Origin of the sequence: Vibrio sp. STUT-A16 (assembly GCF_026000495.1) — a bacterium.
GTDB classification, from domain to species: Bacteria; Pseudomonadota; Gammaproteobacteria; order Enterobacterales; family Vibrionaceae; genus Vibrio; species Vibrio diabolicus.
In genome coordinates this window covers 3,030,469-3,048,512 of the sequence record NZ_AP026765.1, presented here as the reverse complement: position 1 = coordinate 3,048,512, position 18,044 = coordinate 3,030,469, and the positions used below count along the sequence as shown (strand labels likewise).

The 18,044-nt window shown below is 46.5% G+C and carries 13 protein-coding genes; 9 read left to right on the top strand and 4 right to left on the bottom strand.

Features of this window, described 5'->3' with window-relative positions:
• Window positions 1-102 precede the first annotated feature (102 nt).
• Together glnE and hldE are read left to right on the top strand one after the other, a co-directional pair.
• Window positions 103-2,946, top strand: a complete 2,844-nt coding sequence (glnE, locus tag OO778_RS14405) for a bifunctional [glutamate--ammonia ligase]-adenylyl-L-tyrosine phosphorylase/[glutamate--ammonia-ligase] adenylyltransferase (protein WP_264910143.1) — start codon at window positions 103-105, stop codon at window positions 2,944-2,946.
• A 67-nt stretch (window positions 2,947-3,013) separates the two neighbouring features.
• The gene (gene hldE, locus OO778_RS14400) at window positions 3,014-4,444 is read left to right on the top strand and encodes a bifunctional D-glycero-beta-D-manno-heptose-7-phosphate kinase/D-glycero-beta-D-manno-heptose 1-phosphate adenylyltransferase HldE (protein WP_264910141.1); all 1,431 of its coding nucleotides are present in this window, start codon (window positions 3,014-3,016) and stop codon (window positions 4,442-4,444) included.
• Between the two features lie 178 nt (window positions 4,445-4,622).
• On the opposite strand, the gene tolC is transcribed toward hldE, so the two are convergent.
• Entirely contained in the window at window positions 4,623-5,951 is a 1,329-nt protein-coding gene (gene tolC / locus OO778_RS14395; RefSeq protein WP_012842165.1) for an outer membrane channel protein TolC, read from the bottom strand.
• Window positions 5,952-6,180: 229 nt separating this feature from the next.
• On the opposite strand from tolC, the gene nudF reads away from it, so the two are divergent.
• The 6 genes from nudF (at window position 6,181) to parC (ending at window position 13,193) form a co-directional block, all read left to right on the top strand.
• On the top strand, window positions 6,181-6,831 hold the full coding sequence (gene nudF, locus OO778_RS14390; RefSeq protein WP_264910139.1) for an ADP-ribose diphosphatase: 651 nt from the start codon (window positions 6,181-6,183) through the stop codon (window positions 6,829-6,831).
• Entirely contained in the window at window positions 6,831-7,274 is a 444-nt protein-coding gene (locus tag OO778_RS14385) for a DUF1249 family protein (RefSeq protein ID WP_005395930.1), read from the top strand. Before nudF ends, OO778_RS14385 begins: the two co-directional genes overlap by 1 nt.
• 61 nt (window positions 7,275-7,335) lie before the next feature.
• Window positions 7,336-8,142: a 3',5'-cyclic-AMP phosphodiesterase gene (cpdA, locus tag OO778_RS14380; RefSeq protein WP_005395929.1), complete on the top strand. Its 807-nt coding sequence runs from the start codon at window positions 7,336-7,338 to the stop codon at window positions 8,140-8,142.
• A gap of 47 nt (window positions 8,143-8,189) precedes the next feature.
• Window positions 8,190-8,774, top strand: a complete 585-nt coding sequence (gene yqiA, locus OO778_RS14375) for an esterase YqiA (RefSeq protein ID WP_031780506.1) — start codon at window positions 8,190-8,192, stop codon at window positions 8,772-8,774.
• 249 nt (window positions 8,775-9,023) lie between these two features.
• The gene (gene parE, locus OO778_RS14370) at window positions 9,024-10,904 is read left to right on the top strand and encodes a DNA topoisomerase IV subunit B (RefSeq protein WP_005395924.1); all 1,881 of its coding nucleotides are present in this window, start codon (window positions 9,024-9,026) and stop codon (window positions 10,902-10,904) included.
• Between the two features lie 3 nt (window positions 10,905-10,907).
• Window positions 10,908-13,193 carry a DNA topoisomerase IV subunit A gene (gene parC / locus OO778_RS14365; protein ID WP_005395922.1) on the top strand — a complete coding sequence of 762 codons (2,286 nt, stop codon included), beginning with the start codon at window positions 10,908-10,910 and terminating at the stop codon, window positions 13,191-13,193.
• Window positions 13,194-13,230: 37 nt separating this feature from the next.
• Here parC and degS read toward each other — a convergent pair whose 3' ends face one another.
• From degS to zapG, 3 genes are all read right to left on the bottom strand, one after another.
• Window positions 13,231-14,295 carry an outer membrane-stress sensor serine endopeptidase DegS gene (gene degS, locus OO778_RS14360; protein ID WP_005395921.1) on the bottom strand — a complete coding sequence of 355 codons (1,065 nt, stop codon included), beginning with the start codon at window positions 14,293-14,295 and terminating at the stop codon, window positions 13,231-13,233.
• A gap of 190 nt (window positions 14,296-14,485) precedes the next feature.
• Window positions 14,486-15,853 carry a Do family serine endopeptidase gene (locus tag OO778_RS14355; RefSeq protein ID WP_005395920.1) on the bottom strand — a complete coding sequence of 456 codons (1,368 nt, stop codon included), beginning with the start codon at window positions 15,851-15,853 and terminating at the stop codon, window positions 14,486-14,488.
• Window positions 15,854-16,056: 203 nt separating this feature from the next.
• The gene (gene zapG, locus OO778_RS14350) at window positions 16,057-16,500 is read right to left on the bottom strand and encodes a Z-ring associated protein ZapG (protein ID WP_005395919.1); all 444 of its coding nucleotides are present in this window, start codon (window positions 16,498-16,500) and stop codon (window positions 16,057-16,059) included.
• Window positions 16,501-16,695: 195 nt separating this feature from the next.
• Between zapG and zapE the strand changes: the two genes are divergently transcribed.
• Window positions 16,696-17,799 (top strand): cell division protein ZapE, encoded by a 1,104-nt coding sequence (zapE, locus tag OO778_RS14345; protein ID WP_264910133.1) that lies wholly within the window; start codon window positions 16,696-16,698, stop codon window positions 17,797-17,799.
• Window positions 17,800-18,044 lie beyond the last annotated feature (245 nt).

Sequence of the window (18,044 nt, the reverse complement as noted above, 5' to 3'; positions counted from 1 at the left end):
GAACTTTTGATAAAACGCCCACAAACCTTTTGTGGGCGTTTTTATTTGCTTTAAGTCTGGTATAAAGAATGAGTTACCGTGCTTTTCAAACAAGGAAGAAAAATGCAGCTGCCTTCGCCACTGATTTCTATCGCAGAATCTGCCGTACAAAATGCTCAAGAGGCAGGTTATTTTCCCCTTTGGCCAGATGAGATTGCGCAGCAATTTCGCTATGTGGCGGGCTTAAGCCAGTTTATTACCGAAGCGATTCATCGCGATGAAGTTTTAGCGCGTGAGCTACCGAACATGTTAGCGCAACCAAGCCGTCAAGAATCTTACCGCTCACGTCTTGCGGCACTGCTGGGACAATGCCCGGATGAGATGTCTGGTCATCGCGTGTTGCGTCAGTTTCGTAACCGAGAAATGGTGTACATTGCGTGGAAGGATTTCACGCATGCATGGTCGCTAGAAACGTCTTTAAGCCACTTATCAGAGTTGGCAGAAGCGATGATTTTTGAAACCTATCAATGGCAATATCAAGCGTGTTGTCAGGAGTGGGGAACGCCGACGAGTGAGGAAGGTGAAGTTCAGCCGATGTTGATTATCGGCATGGGGAAACTGGGTGGCGGCGAGTTAAACTTTTCTTCCGATATCGATCTGATTTTCACGTATCCAGAAAACGGTGAGACACAAGGCGCGCGCCGCAGTATTGCCAATGCCCAGTTCTTTACTCGTCTTGGTCAACGCATCATCAAAGCGCTCGATCAACAAACTTTCGATGGCTTCTGTTACCGCGTAGATATGCGTTTGCGTCCGTTTGGTGAGAGTGGTCCATTAGTCATGAGCTATGCGGCACTAGAGGATTACTATCAAGAACAGGGACGCGACTGGGAACGTTACGCGATGATCAAAGCTCGAGTGATGGGGTGCGAAATGTACCCGCAATACCAAGAGCTACGCCAAATGCTGCGTCCTTTTGTTTTTCGTCGCTATATTGATTTCAGTGCGATTCAGTCTTTGCGTCGGATGAAATCGATGATCAGTAGTGAGGTTCGCCGCCGAGGTTTGAACAACAACATTAAGTTAGGTGCAGGTGGCATCCGAGAAATTGAATTTATCGCCCAAGTTTTTCAATTAATTCGAGGGGGGCGCGAGCCTTCTCTTCGTAATCGAGGGTTGTTGGAAACGCTGCAAGGCATTGAAGAGTTGGCGTTACTCACTTCGCAAGAAGTCAGCAGTCTAGAAGCCGCATACAAGTATTTGCGTCAATTAGAAAACTTGTTGCAAGCGATGGCGGACAAGCAAACCCAGACGCTGCCTGATTGCGAAACCGAACGCTTAAAGCTCGCTACCGCGATGCAAATGACCTCTTGGGACCAACTGATTGAGCAAACTCAGCAGCACATGGCGAATGTCCATCAAGTATTTGAGTCGTTAATTGGTGATGATGAAGAAGACGAGGGTACTACGGTTGCTCGTCATTTTCATGAGTTATGGGATATGGCGAACAAACAAGATGTGCTTGAACATATCTTGCAGCAGGATATTCAGGTTGAAGACTTTGCTTCATGCGCGAAAACCATCATCAACTTTAAAACCGATCTGGCTAAAAAAACGTTAGGACCGCGTGGACGCGAAGTGTTAAACCGTTTGATGCCGAAGGTATTTGATGCGGTGTTTGCCCACCCTGATGCACAGTTTGGTTTACCGCGAGTGCTGCATTTACTGCACAATATCTGCACACGTACAACTTATCTGGAGTTATTGGATGAGCACCCAGCGGCTCTAGTACAGCTCGTGCGTTTGTGTACCGCAAGCCCAATGATTTCAGAGCAGCTATCTCGGTATCCGATCTTACTCGATGAGTTGATCGACCCTGCACAGTTGTACAATCCAATCCCATTAGACAGTTACCGCACAGAGCTGCGTGATTATCTGGCCCGTATTCCAGAAGATGATATGGAGCAGCAAATGGAAGCGTTGCGTCAGTTTAAGCAAATCTGCATTTTACGTATTGCGGCGGCGGATATTGCTGGTGCATTGCCGGTGATGAAAGTGAGTGATCACTTAACCTATTTGGCGGAAGCTATCGTTGATGCTGTGGTCAGTCAGGCTTGGTTGCAAGTGTCCGAAAAATACGGCGAGCCAACGCATGTGAAAGATCGTGAAGGGAAGGGTTTTGCCGTCATTGGTTATGGCAAAGTCGGTGGCTGGGAACTCGGCTATAACTCCGACTTGGATATCGTCTTCATGCATGACTGCCCAGTCAATGTCTATACAGATGGCAAAAAGGAAATCGACGGCCGTCAGTTCTACCTTCGCCTAGCGCAGCGCATCATCCATATTTTCTCGACTCGCACCGCTTCCGGCATTTTGTACGAAGTCGATACCCGCTTGCGCCCATCTGGCGCGTCAGGTTTGTTGGTTAGCCCAACCGATGCGTTTGACGATTATCAGCATCAAGAAGCTTGGACATGGGAGCATCAAGCACTTGTGCGCGCGCGCTTGATTTACGGCGATGAACCCCTTGCCATTGCATTTCACAATACGCGACATAATGTGTTGTGCAAAGCGCGCGATCGGACGGAACTGAAAAAAGCCGTTGTCGAAATGAGAGAGAAAATGCGCGGCCATCTTGGGGGGAAAAAGCCCGGCCGTTTTATGCTCAAGCAAGATGTGGGAGGGATTACCGATATCGAATTTCTCGCTCAGTACTTAGTGCTCAACTATAGTCACGATAAGCCGAAATTAACGCGTTGGTGTGATAATGTGCGCATCTTTGAAACGCTCATTGCACAAAATGTCATGGACGAAGACCAGGCAATGCAGTTGATACGTGCCTACACGACAATGCGAAACGAAATACACCGAAGAAATCTACTCAATTTAGATGCTGATGTGGTGGAAGATAAGTTTGTTGCCGAAAGGGAGTGGGTAAAACAGGCTTGGAATCAGTGGTTCAGTTAAGACCATATATTTAGCCTCGATAAGGGCTGTGATAAACTCACTTCGATTTAATTTTTGGAGACCAATAATGAAACCAATTCTACCTGATTACAACAGCGCTGGTGTGCTCATCATCGGTGATGTCATGCTAGATCGTTACTGGTATGGCCCAACCGGACGCATTTCTCCTGAAGCGCCGGTTCCTGTTGTAAAAGTAGAAAACAATGAAGAGCGTCCTGGTGGTGCTGCGAACGTTGCGATGAACATCGCATCACTAGGTGGCCATGCTCACATTGTTGGTCTAACAGGGGAAGATGAGCCTGCAAAAGTGCTGACGGAGACGCTGAGCTCACTCAATGTGAAGTGCGATTTCGTTGCACTGCCTAATTACCCAACGATCACGAAGCTTCGCGTAATGAGCCGTGGACAACAGCTTATTCGTCTCGACTTCGAAGATAAGTTTGAAAACACGGATTCTGCACCTGTGCTATCGCGTATGGATACCGCTCTGCCAAACGTTAAAGCCGTGATTATGTCTGACTACGCAAAAGGCTCGTTAGAGCATGTTCAGGCATACATCCAAAAAGCGCGCGCAGCAAACATTCCAGTTTTCATTGACCCTAAAGGTGCGGATTTTGAACGCTACCGCGGCGCGACACTCTTAACACCAAACATGAAAGAGTTTGAAGATGTCGTTGGCAAAGTAAAATCAGACCAAGAGCTGGTTGAAAAAGCACTTCAGCTTGTTGAAGAGTTTGATTTTGAAGCGCTACTGGTTACGCGTAGTGAAAACGGCATGACGTTGATCCGCCGTGGTCAAGAGCCATTCCACCTTCCGACTCAAGCGAAAGAAGTGTACGACGTGACAGGTGCGGGCGACACGGTTATCTCTGTATTGGCAGCGTCTGTTGCCGCAGGCAAATCCTTCGAAGAAGCGTGTGCACTAGCGAATGCGGCGGCTGGCGTTGTTGTTGGTAAGCTTGGTACCTCGACCTTGTCTGAAATTGAACTGGCAGAAGCGGTACATGGCAGCCAAGACACGGATTACGGTGTAATTTCAGAAAAAGCGCTGATTGAAGCAGTGAAAAAAGCCCGTGCACGTGGCGAGAAAGTCGTTATGACAAACGGCTGCTTTGATATTCTTCACGCTGGGCATGTGTCTTACTTAAACCATGCTGCTGAACTTGGTGATCGCCTGATTGTTGCGGTGAATACCGATGAATCAGTGAAGCGTCTTAAAGGGCCTGGTCGTCCTGTGAACCCAACCGATCGCCGCATGGCGGTATTGGCAGGTTTGGGCGCTGTGGATTGGGTAGTACCATTTAGTGAAGATACGCCGCAACGTTTGATCTCGGAAGTTCTGCCAAGCTTGCTAGTAAAAGGTGGTGACTACAAACCAGAAGAAATTGCTGGTGGTAAAGAAGTCATTGCTGCAGGTGGCGAAGTTCGTGTATTGAACTTTGAGGATGGGTGCTCAACCAGTGAAATCATCAATGCAATCAAAGGCGGTAAGGGCTAAGCCTACGATTTGTTGGCATTGAAACGCTATTTGTTTGTAAAAGGTCGCCAAGTGCGGCCTTTTTGATACTTGATGTTCTGAGATACTTTTCGTCTCTTAACTGCAAGCAATAAAAAACGCCAGCTGATAAATCAACTGGCGTTTTTATTTATTGAGAACTGAAGCATTCAGTCAGCAATTATTTTGCTGCTTTCAAACCTGCATCAACGTCTAAGATGTCTTGTTCGCTTAGCGTACCAACTGCTTGGCGTAGCTGAAGAACACTTAATATGTAGTCGTAACGAGCGTTCGATAGGTTTTTATTCGCATCGTATAGACGACGAGTTGCGTCTAGCACGTCAACGATAGTACGAGTACCCACATCAAAACCTGCTTCTGTTGCTTCTAGTGCAGAGCGCGCAGAAATAACGGCTTGCTCATAAGCACGTAGTGCGCCGATAGAGGCGTTAATGTTGTTGTTTTGTGCGCGAACATCTTTTACTACGCTACGGTATTGTGCTTCAAGATCTTCACTTGCAGCCACGTACGCGTATTCAGCCTGTTTGGTTTGAGAGGTGACGTTACCACCCGTGTATAGCGGCACCGCAAGGTTCACACCGATATTGAAGTTGTCTGTGGTGTTGTCACGAGAGCTATGAGACGTATCACCGTAGTTGTAACCACCGTCTAGAGACAGCGTTGGTAGATGACCAGAACTTGCTAGTGAAATATTGTCACGTGCGATATCTTGAAGAATACGTGAAGACAGCAAGGTCAGGTTTTTGGTTTTTGCTTCGTCAATTAGCGACTCAGCAGGCACGGTCGATGGACTAGCAGTGAAGCGGCGAGTGTCCAAGATGTTGAGATCTTTGTGCTCTTGACCGGTGATTTCACGTAATGACTCGTAGCTGTTAGTCAGTGCGTTTTCTGCTAACACTTCATCCGCCAGTACTTGGTCGTACTGAGCTTGCGCGTCGTGTACGTCAGTGATCGCAGATAAACCTACTTCAAAACGCTGTTTTGTTTGCTCTAGTTGACGACCCACTGCGGCTTTTTCTGCACGGACGAAAACAAGGTTGTCTTGTGCGCGTAGAACTTCAAAATACGCTTGTGAAACACGAAGAATTAGTGCTTGTTGAGTCGCAGCGTAAGTTGCGTCTGCTTGGCGAGCACTTTTCTCAGCGGTATCTAGCGAGATCCAAGATGCGCGGTTGTAAAGTGCTTGTGAAAAGCTAACACCAGCGGTTAGAGCGTTGGCATCGTTTGATACGTCATTGACTAGATTTGAGTCGTATTCAGTATCGCCACGAGTTAAGTTGTAACCTGCTGTTAGGTTAATTTGTGGTAATAGAGCACTACGGCTTGAGGTGATTGCTTCGAAAGCTTGGTCACGTTGTGCTGCTACACTGAGCAATTGTGGATCATTTTGTTTTGCTAAGTCGTAGATTTCAGCCAAAGAGTCTGCGAACGCAGACGTACTCATGCTACCTAGCGCTGCACTGATAAATAGTGGAAGCAATTTTTTCATTTTCTATTCCCGCGGTCAATAGATTGGTTAATTCTCAGTAGTTTAACTCAATTTGCACGATATTTACTCTAAAGTTTGCACTTTTTTACACGTAATTATCCACTTGTGCAATAAATTTTCACCAAAGACTTAAATTAATTTGTAACTATTGTACAAAAAGTTGAGCCAAGTCCTTTGAGCAAGCGAATAACAATGAGTAAACTACAAGATTCACTCAGAGAGGTGTCGAATGCAACAGTATGACAAACAACAAAAGGATTTTACTTCGCAAGATGTAAAAGTCATCTCGAAAGAAACCTTATTTGAAGGCTTTTTCAAAATGGTGAAATATCGCTTTCAGCATAAGCTATTTGCTGGAGGTTGGAGCGAGGTTGTCGAACGAGAAATGTTCGAGCGTGGTCATGCTGCAGCGATGCTTCCTTATGATCCAAATACGGATCAAGTGGTTATCATTGAACAGATTCGAGTAGGAGCCTTAGAGCATCAATACCCATGGCAGCTAGAGATTGTCGCGGGTATGATTGACCGTGATGAATCAGCTGAAGCCGTCATTCGCCGAGAAGCTGTCGAAGAGGCGGGGATACAAGTGGGGCGTGTTGCGCCAGTCACTTCTTATTATCCTTCTGCTGGCGGTTGCTCGGAAAAGTTGGACGTATTTGTTGGTGAAGTGGACGCATCTAAAGCGTACGGCATTCATGGTTTAGACTATGAGAATGAAGATATTCGCGTACATGTTTTGAGTCGTGAGCAAGCATATCAATGGGTGAAAGACGGAAAATTTGAAAATGGTGCGTCGATTATTGCGTTGCAATGGTTGCAATTAAACCATCAAGAGTTGAAGTCACAGTGGGGGCAACCCCAAATGGTGGAGAGTAAGTAATGGCACAAGTGGCTGAAAAACAGAGGTATCATGTTGATTTAGCGGGTCTAATGAGAACCTATGAGACCAACTACGCTAAATTGAACGCCTTATTGCCTGCTTCTGCCGAAGTTGGGGATGTACGCTGCTATCAAGCGGCGAACATGGTTTACCAACTGACCGTGAATGAAATCACAAAATACACCACAGTTGTTGAGATATGTCAGAGTGATGAAACGCCAGTGTTTCCTTTACCGACGATGTCTGTCAGGCTTTATCACGATGCGAGAGTAGCCGAAGTATGCTCAAGCGGAGAGTTCTCTCGCATAAAAGCTAAGTATGATTATCCCAACGACCAACTGATGCAGAAAGATGAAAAGCATCAACTAAACACATTCCTCGGTGAATGGCTGACGTTTTGTTTACGAAGTGGTATCAGTAGAACACCACTTGCCTTCAATTGATCGTCACGTCACGAAAGGAAAATAACAAATAACGATATAGTGGACGAATCAGGTTTTCATTTTGCAATCATCTAGTGACAGCATCAAACTTTTACAAATTACGGATACTCATCTGTTTGCTGCCGATGAGGGAAGTTTGCTGAGCGTAAAAACGGCCGATAGCTTTAACGCTGTTGTTGCTGATGTTTTACGCCGCAACGTGACGTTTGATTACATCTTGGCGACAGGGGATATTTCCCAAGACCATAGTGCAGAATCTTACCAGCGCTTTGCTGAAGGCATTGAACCGCTAGAGAAAGACTGCTTTTGGCTGCCTGGTAATCATGACTACAAGCCCAATATGGGCAGTGTATTACCTTCGCAACAAATCAAAGCGGCAGAGCATGTATTGCTTGGCGCGCATTGGCAGTTGGTTCTTTTAGACTCGCAAGTTGTTGGCGTTCCCCACGGACGCTTGAGTGATCAGCAGTTAGCGTTACTCGAAGAAAAGTTAGCAGAACACCCAGAAAGGCACACACTTGTGTTGCTGCATCACCATCCATTATTGGTGGGAAGCGCGTGGCTTGATCAACATACCTTAAAAGATGCCGAAGCGTTCTGGCAGGTTGTCGATCGTTTTGATAACGTGAAAGGCATTCTCTGTGGTCATGTTCATCAAGACATGAATGTGCTTCATAATGGTATTCGAGTGATGGCAACACCCTCGACGTGTGTTCAGTTTAAGCCCAACTCGGATGATTTTGCCCTCGATACGACTTCGCCTGGTTGGCGTGAACTGCAGTTGCACGCTTGTGGTGAGATTACGACCCAAGTGGGCCGACTTCCTGACGGCCAGTTCCAACCAGACTTCTCTTCTAACGGATACTAACGCGCCCGAGCTCTATGTTCGGGCTCGCTTTTTTGTGCGAGATATCTATGAGTAAACCTTCACTTCTTCTGTATATCCATGGTTTTAACAGCTCCCCACTTTCAATGAAAGCCAATGTGATGAGAGCATACTGCGAGCAGCATCGTCCTGATATCAAAGTGATTGTTCCCCAGTTACCTTGTTATCCTCAACAAGCGGCGAAAATGTTGTTGGATATCATCGAGCAATATAAAGACGACTATAACATTGGTCTGGTGGGCAGCTCATTAGGCGGCTTTATGTCAATGTGGCTAAATGACAAGTTTGGATTGAAAGCGGTAGTGGTCAACCCCGCGGTTAAGCCCTATGAGCTGTTAGTAGATTATTTGGGTGAGCAAACTAACCCTTATACGCACGAAACCTATACACTTGAAGCTTGTCATATTGACGAGTTAAAAGCTCTTGATGTACAAAGCATCGCGTCGCCACATTCTTTCTGGTTGTTACAGCAGACAGAAGATGAGGTTTTAGACTATCGACAAGCGGTAGATAAGTTTGCAGACGCTAAGCAAACAGTAGAACAAGGCGGTGATCACAGTTTTGTAGGCTTTGAGCGTTATCCTGCACAGATTATCGAATTTCTAGAACTGTAATTCGAAAGCGATTGGAAAAGGCTCATAGTTTTTATTGATATATCCAACCGTTTCTTGACATGGGCGGTATGCTTTCCGACTATGTTTTGCCAAAAGATCTTAAGGGTCGAGGACCCTGGCTACTTTGTTATGCATCATGTTTACAAGCACTTAGTGATGTGAACAGGGTGGCTTTTTCGTTTCCTGAGTATGGGTTCACCCATTGGTGATATTCAGGCAACAAGTAAACTTTGAGAATAATTCCGTATTATGACTGAACAATATAATGCTGGTGCCATTGAAGTACTGAATGGCTTAGAGCCAGTACGTCGCCGACCAGGGATGTATACGGATACAGCGCGCCCAAACCATTTGGGCCAAGAAGTTATCGACAACAGTGTCGACGAAGCGCTAGCCGGACATGCCTCAAAAGTACAAGTCATCCTACATGCCGACCAATCACTAGAAGTGATCGATGATGGTCGAGGCATGCCTGTTGATATCCACCCAGAAGAGAAAGTGTCAGGCGTAGAGTTAATCCTATGCAAGCTGCACGCAGGTGGTAAGTTCTCTAACAAAAACTACCAATTCTCTGGTGGTTTGCACGGGGTAGGTATTTCGGTAGTAAACGCGTTGTCAAAACGCGTTGAAGTAACCGTTCGTCGTGATGGTCAAGTGTATGAAATTGCATTTGAGCACGGTGATAAAGTCTCTGACCTGACCGTAACCGGCACATGTGGTCGTCGCAATCGCGGTACCAGCGTGCATTTCTGGCCTGATGCGAAGTACTTCGATTCGGCTAACTTCTCTGTTACGCGCCTAGTCAACAACCTGCGCGCAAAAGCGGTTTTGTGCCCGGGCCTAGAGATTACATTAACCGACAAAGTTAATGGTAAAGACTATAAGTGGTACTACGAAGACGGTCTTAAAGACTATCTTGCGGAAGGCGTAAAAGGCTACCCAGTTATTCCTGAAGAACCATTTACTGGTGAGTTCTTGGCGGATACCGAAGCGGCAAACTGGGCGGTAATTTGGCAGCCAGAAGGTGGTGAGATGATCACCGAAAGCTACGTTAACCTGATCCCAACCGCTCAAGGTGGTACGCACGTTAATGGTCTACGCCAAGGCTTGTTAGAAGCGATGCGCGAATTCTGTGAGTTCCGTAATCTATTACCTCGTGGCGTGAAGCTAACGGGTGATGACGTTTTCGACCGCTGTTCTTACGTGTTGTCGGTTAAAATTCAAGATCCGCAATTTGCAGGCCAGACCAAAGAACGTCTGTCTTCTCGTCAAACCGCGGCATTTGTCTCTGGCGTAGTCAAAGATGCGTTCAGTCTTTGGTTGAACGAAAAGCCTCAGCTAGCAGAGCAATTGGCAGAAGTCTGTATCGCTAACGCGCACCGTCGTATGCGTGCAGCGAAAAAAGTCGTACGTAAGAAAGTGGCGTCCGGCCCGGCACTGCCAGGTAAGTTGACCGACTGTTCAGCACAGGACTTAAGTCGCACTGAAATCTTCTTTGTGGAGGGTGACTCTGCGGGTGGCTCGGCAAAACAGGCACGTGACCGTGAGTTCCAAGCCGTGATGCCACTGCGTGGTAAGATCTTGAACACGTGGGAAGTCTCTGCCGATCAAGTTCTTGCGTCTCAAGAAGTACACGATATCTCAGTGGCTTTGGGGATTGATCCTGACAGCGATAATCTTGATGGTCTTCGTTACGGTAAGATCTGTATCCTTGCCGATGCGGACTCGGATGGTCTTCACATCGCAACGCTGCTTTGTGCACTGTTCACTCGTCACTTCCGTGCACTGGTTGAAGCGGGTCATATCTACGTGGCGATGCCGCCTCTGTATCGAATCGATTGCGGGAAAGAAGTGTTCTACGCCCTCGATGACGATGAAAAAGATGGCATCTTAGAGCGCTTGTCGAAGAAGAAAGCCAAAATCAACGTGCAACGATTCAAAGGTTTGGGTGAGATGAACCCACTTCAGTTGCGTGAAACCACCATGGATCCGAACACGCGTCGCTTAGTGCAGTTAACCATTGACGACTCTACGGCGACCATGGAAATGATGGACATGCTGCTGGGCAAAAAGCGTGCAGATGACCGTCGTTCTTGGCTACAAAACAACGGCGACTTGGCAGAGGTGTAACGGATGTCTACAGAAATTACCTACGATGGCGTCGAACAGTTGCCAATGCGCAAATTCACTGAAGACGCTTATCTGAACTACTCGATGTACGTAATCATGGACCGCGCCTTGCCATACATTGGTGATGGCTTAAAGCCGGTTCAACGACGCATCATTTATGCGATGTCGGAGCTTGGTCTCTCTGCATCAGCAAAATACAAAAAATCTGCACGTACCGTTGGTGACGTGTTAGGTAAATACCATCCGCACGGTGATTCAGCTTGTTACGAAGCGATGGTATTGATGGCTCAGCCATTCTCTTACCGCTATCCATTAGTGGATGGTCAAGGTAACTGGGGTGCGCCAGATGACCCGAAATCATTCGCGGCAATGCGTTATACCGAAGCAAAACTGTCTAAGTTTGCTGAAGTATTGCTAGGCGAACTGGGTCAGGGTACGGTTGAATGGCAACCTAACTTTGATGGCACAATGAAAGAGCCACAAATGTTGCCAGCACGTCTGCCTCATATCCTGCTTAACGGTGTAACCGGTATTGCAGTTGGTATGGCAACAGATATCCCACCGCATAACGTTCGTGAAATCGCAGATGCGACTATTCATTTGATCGACAACCCGAAAGCAGAACTGCCGGACGTGATGCAATATGTTAAAGGTCCGGATTACCCAACAGAAGCAGAAATCATCTCGCCGCAAGCGGATATTGAGAAGATTTACCGCAATGGTCGCGGTAGCATCAAGATGCGCGCGGTATGGCACAAAGAAGGTTCTGATATCGTTATCACCTCTCTGCCACACCAAGTATCGGGTGCAAAACTGCTTGAGCAAATCGCTAACCAGATGCGAGCGAAGAAGCTGCCAATGGTTGACGATCTTCGTGACGAGTCGGATCACGAGAACCCAACGCGTATCGTTGTGGTTCCTAAGTCAAACCGCGTCGATTGTGATTTGTTGATGAACCACTTGTTCGCATCAACGGATCTTGAGCGCAGCTACCGCGTTAACTTGAACATGATTGGTTTGGATAATCGTCCTCAAGTTAAAGGTCTGGTGCAAATTCTGTCAGAGTGGATTGAGTTCCGTCGCACGACCGTACGTCGCCGTCTACAACACCGCCTAGACAAAGTCATGGCTCGCTTACACATTTTGGAAGGTTTGCTGGTTGCTTACCTAAACCTAGATGAAGTGATTGAGATCATCCGTACTGAAGATGATCCTAAAGCGGTATTGATGGCACGTTTTGGTATTACCGATATCCAAGCGGATGCGATTCTAGACACCAAACTTCGTCACCTAGCCAAACTAGAAGAGATGAAGATCCGTGGTGAGCAAGACGAGCTAGAGAAAGAGCGTGAGAAGCTAGAACAGCTGCTCGGTTCTGAGCGTCGTCTAAACACACTACTGAAAAAAGAAATCAAAGCGGATGCTGAGAAATACGGTGATGACCGTCGATCTCCATTGGTTGAGCGTGCAGAAGCAAAAGCGCTTACTGAACGTGATCTTGTTCCAAGCGAACCAATCACGGTTGTGCTTTCTGAGAAAGGTTGGATTCGTCACGCGAAAGGCCATGACGTGGATGCAGAAGGCTTGAACTATAAGTCGGGTGATAAATACTTAGCGCATGCGCGAGGTAAGAGTAATCAGCCTGCAGTATTCCTAGGTAGTGATGGTCGAAGTTACTCTCTGGAATCGCACTCGCTGCCTTCTGCTCGTAGTCAAGGTGAGCCGATTACCGGTCGTTTGAATATTACGGCTGGTAGCAGTATTCGCCAAGTGATCATGAGTGAAGAAGATCAGCTGTGGCTGGTGGGCTCTGATGCAGGTTACGGCTTTGTATGTAAAGGCGCTGACTTGCTGTCTAAAAACCGCAGTGGTAAAGCGCTGGTCACTTTACCGGCTAACTCTGAGGTCATGACGCCAAAAGCGATTGAAGATTTAGATTCTGATGAAATCTTAGCAATCACTAACCAAGGTCGCATGCTGCTGTTCCCAATCAAAGACCTGCCACAACTGGCGAAAGGTAAAGGGAATAAGATCATCAACATTCCTGCTGCTAAAGCAAAAGAGCGAGAAGAAGTACTATCTCACTTAATGTCTTTACCAAAAGGTGCATCGTTAACGCTGTACGCGGGTAAGCGAAAGTTGGGTCTTAAACCGTCTGACCTTGATAACTTCCGTGGCGAACGTGGTCGCCGAGGTGGGTTATTACCAAGAGGTTTGCAGCGAGTCACTCGCATTGAAGTTGAACTGGATGATTCCGATACGACGGAAACACCGAGCGATAGCGAGTAACGCACAAATAAAAATCCCAGCCAATGGCTGGGATTTTTTATGCTTCTTGCTTGTCTTCGGCAATGGTGACTTTCAAGCTCATCTCTTTTCCTTTGCGAATGATGCCGACGTCCACGGTGGTGCCAGGACGTAAATCGGTGACGATATCCATGACGCTCTGACGCCCTTGCACTTTATTGCCATCAATACTGATAATGATGTCCTGTTTTTGGAAGCCTGCTGCATTGGCTGGACCATTTGGATCAATACCAAGCACGACAATACCACCTATGTGTTCATTTCCAAGTAGGCGAGCAGTGACTGCATTAATGTCTTGGCCGTCGATACCAATATAGCCACGAATCACGCGACCATCAGCGATGATTTTCTGCATGATCTTGCTGGCTAGTGGCGCAGGGATCGCAAAGGAAATACCGTAAGTTTCTAAATCAGTCGCTTGTTGGAAAGAGGCGGTATTGATGCCGACGAGCTCACCTTGTGTGTTCACTAGAGCACCGCCAGAGTTGCCCTCATTGATGGCGGCATCGGTTTGAATGAATGCTTGGCGACCGTCGCTAATCGATGAGCGTCCTGTTGCTGAAATAATGCCGAACGTTGTGGTTTGTCCAAGGTTGTATGGGTTACCGATGGCTAGGACCACATCACCCACTTGTGGCTTGTAATTAGAGTTCAGAGGAATAACAGGTAAATTTGAACCTTCGACACGCAGTACGGCAATGTCTGTGCGTTTATCCGTGCCAACTAGCTGAGCCGCTGCGGCTCTACCGTCTTGTAATGCGACAACAATTTGGTCTGCTTGAGCAACCACATGGTAGTTGGTAATGATGTAGCCTTTCTCACTGACAATAACACCTGAACCCAGACCTTGAGTCGAGAGTTTACTGCGATCATTTTCAACATATTTACGGCTGTAGATGTTTACTACGGCAGGTGCTGCTCTTCGCACCGCCTGATTAAATGTCAACTCAACGGACGCGATATTAACAGGTTGCGGATCTAGCGCGGCAGGAATTACGTTGTTGCGCAAAGATGGTACCGCCAGTAATACCACTGCGGCAGTAGCCAAGCCTAAAAAGACAGAACGTAATAAAAAGCTGAGCATATCCTCTCCATGCATGAGCGCCAAAATGGCATAGAAGATGAAGAATAGCACTACATTGAAAAATAACAAAAGGGCAGCACGGAATCGTGCTGCCCTTTTCATTAGCTATTGAGCGATAAGGAAAAGTATTCGAGGCTTATTACTCGATGCTATGCATCGAAAACCTTATTTCCTATTACTTTGAAAGTGACTAACGAATAACAAGATAAATAGTACGTTCGCCACGCTGAATATTCAGAGCCAATACGCCTTTGTGCTTATCCACGATTGCACGAAGCTCAGCAAGGTTTTTCACGCGCTGACGGTTTACACCGATAATGATGTCCCCTTGTTGTAATTGATATTGAGCAGCCGGAGAGTTATCTGCAACGCTCGATACTTTAACGCCTTGAATTGCATCACTTGGTGTCGTATTGCTTAATTCCGCACCCTTGAGCCCTTCGTGTAATGTTTCGGCTTTGGCTTTCATATTTGTAGATTCGCCAAGCGTTACATCAAAGGTTTTATTCTTACCATCTCGAACCACACCTAACGTGATTTCTTTTCCTGCGCCCAGCGTTGCCACTTTTGCGCGGAGCTCTGAGAAAGTATTAATCGCTTTGCCGTTTACCGATACAATTACATCACCGGCTTTCAATCCAGCTTTATCGGCTGCGCTGTCTGGTACGACTTGGCCAATAAAGGCCCCTTTACTTGACTCGTAACCTAATGCATCAGCCAGCTCAGAGGTTACTTCACCGCCCTGTACACCCAACATGCCGCGTTTGACTTCACCAAACTCTAGAATTTGCTCGGTGAGGTTTTTCATCATGTTGGACGGAATCGCAAAGCCAATCCCCACGTTACCGCCGTTAGGGCCTAAAATCGCAGTATTAATACCGATCAGCTCACCATTAAGGTTGACCAATGCACCACCAGAGTTACCGCTGTTAATTGCGGCATCGGTTTGGATGAAGTTTTCGAAGTTTTCAACGTTTAAGCCACTACGGCCTAACGCTGAGACGATGCCCGACGTCACGGTTTGACCAAGTCCGAATGGGTTACCAATCGCAACCGTAAAGTCACCTACGCGAAGTTTATCGGAATCTGCGACTTTAATTTGCGTTAAGTTTTTCGCTTTTTCTAATTTAAGCAACGCAACATCGGCCATCTCATCTCCGCCAACGAGCGTAGCGTCATACTCGCGACCATCATAGAGGCGAACTCGAATCTCATCCGCGCCCTTGATTACGTGGTAGTTAGTGACGATATGCCCTTTTTTCGCATCAATAATGACACCAGAACCTAAACCTCTGAACGGGCGCTCGCGCCTTTGCTCCATCGGAAAGTCCGGTCCAAAGAAGAATTGAAATTGTTCGGGAATACGGCTGGTTTGTACTTGTTTGCCTTCTACAGCAATACTCACAACAGCAGGGGTTACTTTCTCAAGCATGGGCGCCAAGCTAGGTAACTGTTGGCCATCCACATTTAAAGGTAATGCGGCGGTGGCTTGAACTGGCGCAATAATAGAGCCCAAACTCAGAGATAGAACGGTGAGCGCAAGCAGTGGTTTTTTCATCCAATAACTCCTCTTGAAACATGTCTGCCAAAAAGAAATATCCGAACGGTTAGTTCACTTTGTTAATAACTAATATAGGGCCTAGTTCGGATAATCAAAGGGGGAGGCAGTTCACATCCAAGTTAGAGCAAAGGTAAGGAGAAAAAGTTCAAAAAAGGGCCGATACAAATGTATCGGCCCTAATAGGTAGAGGTAAGAGAAGATTATGATGCTTTTGCGGTTACCGCTTCGGGAGCATTAATGATTTCTTTCTCTTGATCCTTTAAAAGACCCGTTGCGCCATTGGCGTAGTCTTTTGGCTGTTCATTAAACTCTGGTTGATCTTCTGCAATAGCTTCAGAAGACATTGCCGTTTTCTTATCAAACGGGTTGTCTTGCTCTGGCAAGTTTGGCAAAAGCTCAGAAGAGGTCTTAGCCATATGTTGGTACAGCTTGGTGTAATCTTTACCTAGTGTATCCAACATTTCTGCGGTTTGTGCAAAATGATCGACGAGCTCTTGACGTTGTTGCTCTAGTTCAAACTTGGCCGCTTCAAGTTCTTTCTGCACAGACTTTTGTTTCTTGTATTCAGGGGTGGTTAGTCTACTAATGACTACGCCTACGATTGTACCGACCAGCAAACCCACAATGGCATAAATCCAAGGCATAACTGCTCCTTATAGTTGTTTTAACAAGTCTTTTACTACTTAGTTACACGCGGTGCTAGTCCATGTTACTATGGCTTGAACAGCCGATAAAGAAAAATAGCAGTATGTCTTCGGGGACTGATAACTACTTCTCTCTATTCTCAAAGTTGACCCCGAGGTAACCCTTTTCCCAGTACCTCTATACGACTTAATACGATGACACCACTACAACAATATCAAAAAGACATAGCAGAACACGGGTTTCAGCGTGATGAAGCTCAGTATCAAGCGGTCGTTGCATTAGATAAGCTTTACCATGCTATCGTTGAATTTCAGTCAACTCCTGTGCCCCAGCTTTCCAAATGGCAAAAGCTCATGGGGAAAAAAATCGACATGCCTGAGCCCCCAAAAGGTCTTTACTTTTGGGGAGGAGTCGGACGCGGTAAAACGTACCTCATGGATGCGTTTTTTGATGCTTTACCAACCCAAAGAAAAATGCGCGTACACTTTCACCGCTTCATGTATCGAGTACATGATGAGTTGAAGCTGTTAGGTGATGTCGAAAATCCGCTAGCAAAAGTAGCGGATAAATTCAAAGAAGAAGCGGATGTGGTTTGCTTTGATGAATTTTTTGTCTCTGACATTACGGATGCGATGATCCTTGCAACGTTACTCCAAGAGATGTTTAAGCGGCAGATGATCCTAGTCGCGACTTCAAACATCGAACCGCAGAACTTATATCGTAATGGCTTACAAAGAGCGCGCTTTTTGCCTGCAATTGATATGATTTTGGCACGCTGTGACGTGTTGAATGTTGATAGTGGCGTTGATTATCGCTTAAGAACGCTTGAACAGGCCGAAATATACCATTATCCACTTGATGAACAGGCCAACATTAATCTCAACAAGTATTATCAGCAGCTGACGGGCGAACGTCAGATCGTCGCTCATCAAATCGAAGTTAATCACCGTCAGCTTGAGGTAATTGAAGCGAGTGATGGGGTTCTGCATGCGTCGTTTGCTCAGTTATGCCAAACCGCTCGCAGTCAAAATGACTATATTGAGCTGTCCCGAATTTATCACACGGTATTATTGGCGGACGTTCAACAGATGAACCGAAAAATAGATGACGCTGCGAGGCGTTTTATCGCACTGGTCGATGAGTTTTACGAGCGCAATGTGAAGTTGATTATTTCTGCTGAAGTGCCAATGGAAGACTTATATACTGAGGGGCAGCTCGAGTTTGAATTTAAGCGCTGTTTGTCTCGGCTCACTGAGATGCAAAGTCATGAGTACCTCGCGCGTGAGCATTTGGCCTAAATCTAGTGTGTTCTTAAAAAGTGAAGAAAAAATTAGTGATTTGGCGCAAAAAAAGGTGATTTTTTCTTCGCTCTTCTCTATAATCCTGCGACCCACCGTTACTGCAGACCGGATTATCGAAGTTATTTCGAAATTGAAGGTCGAGAGTACCAACGACTCGAAGGGGTGATGACTGGGCTCTTAGACAGTGTGGGAGCACCAGAACGGTGTTCCTTAAAGTTTAAATTTTAATTAACGGGTTATTA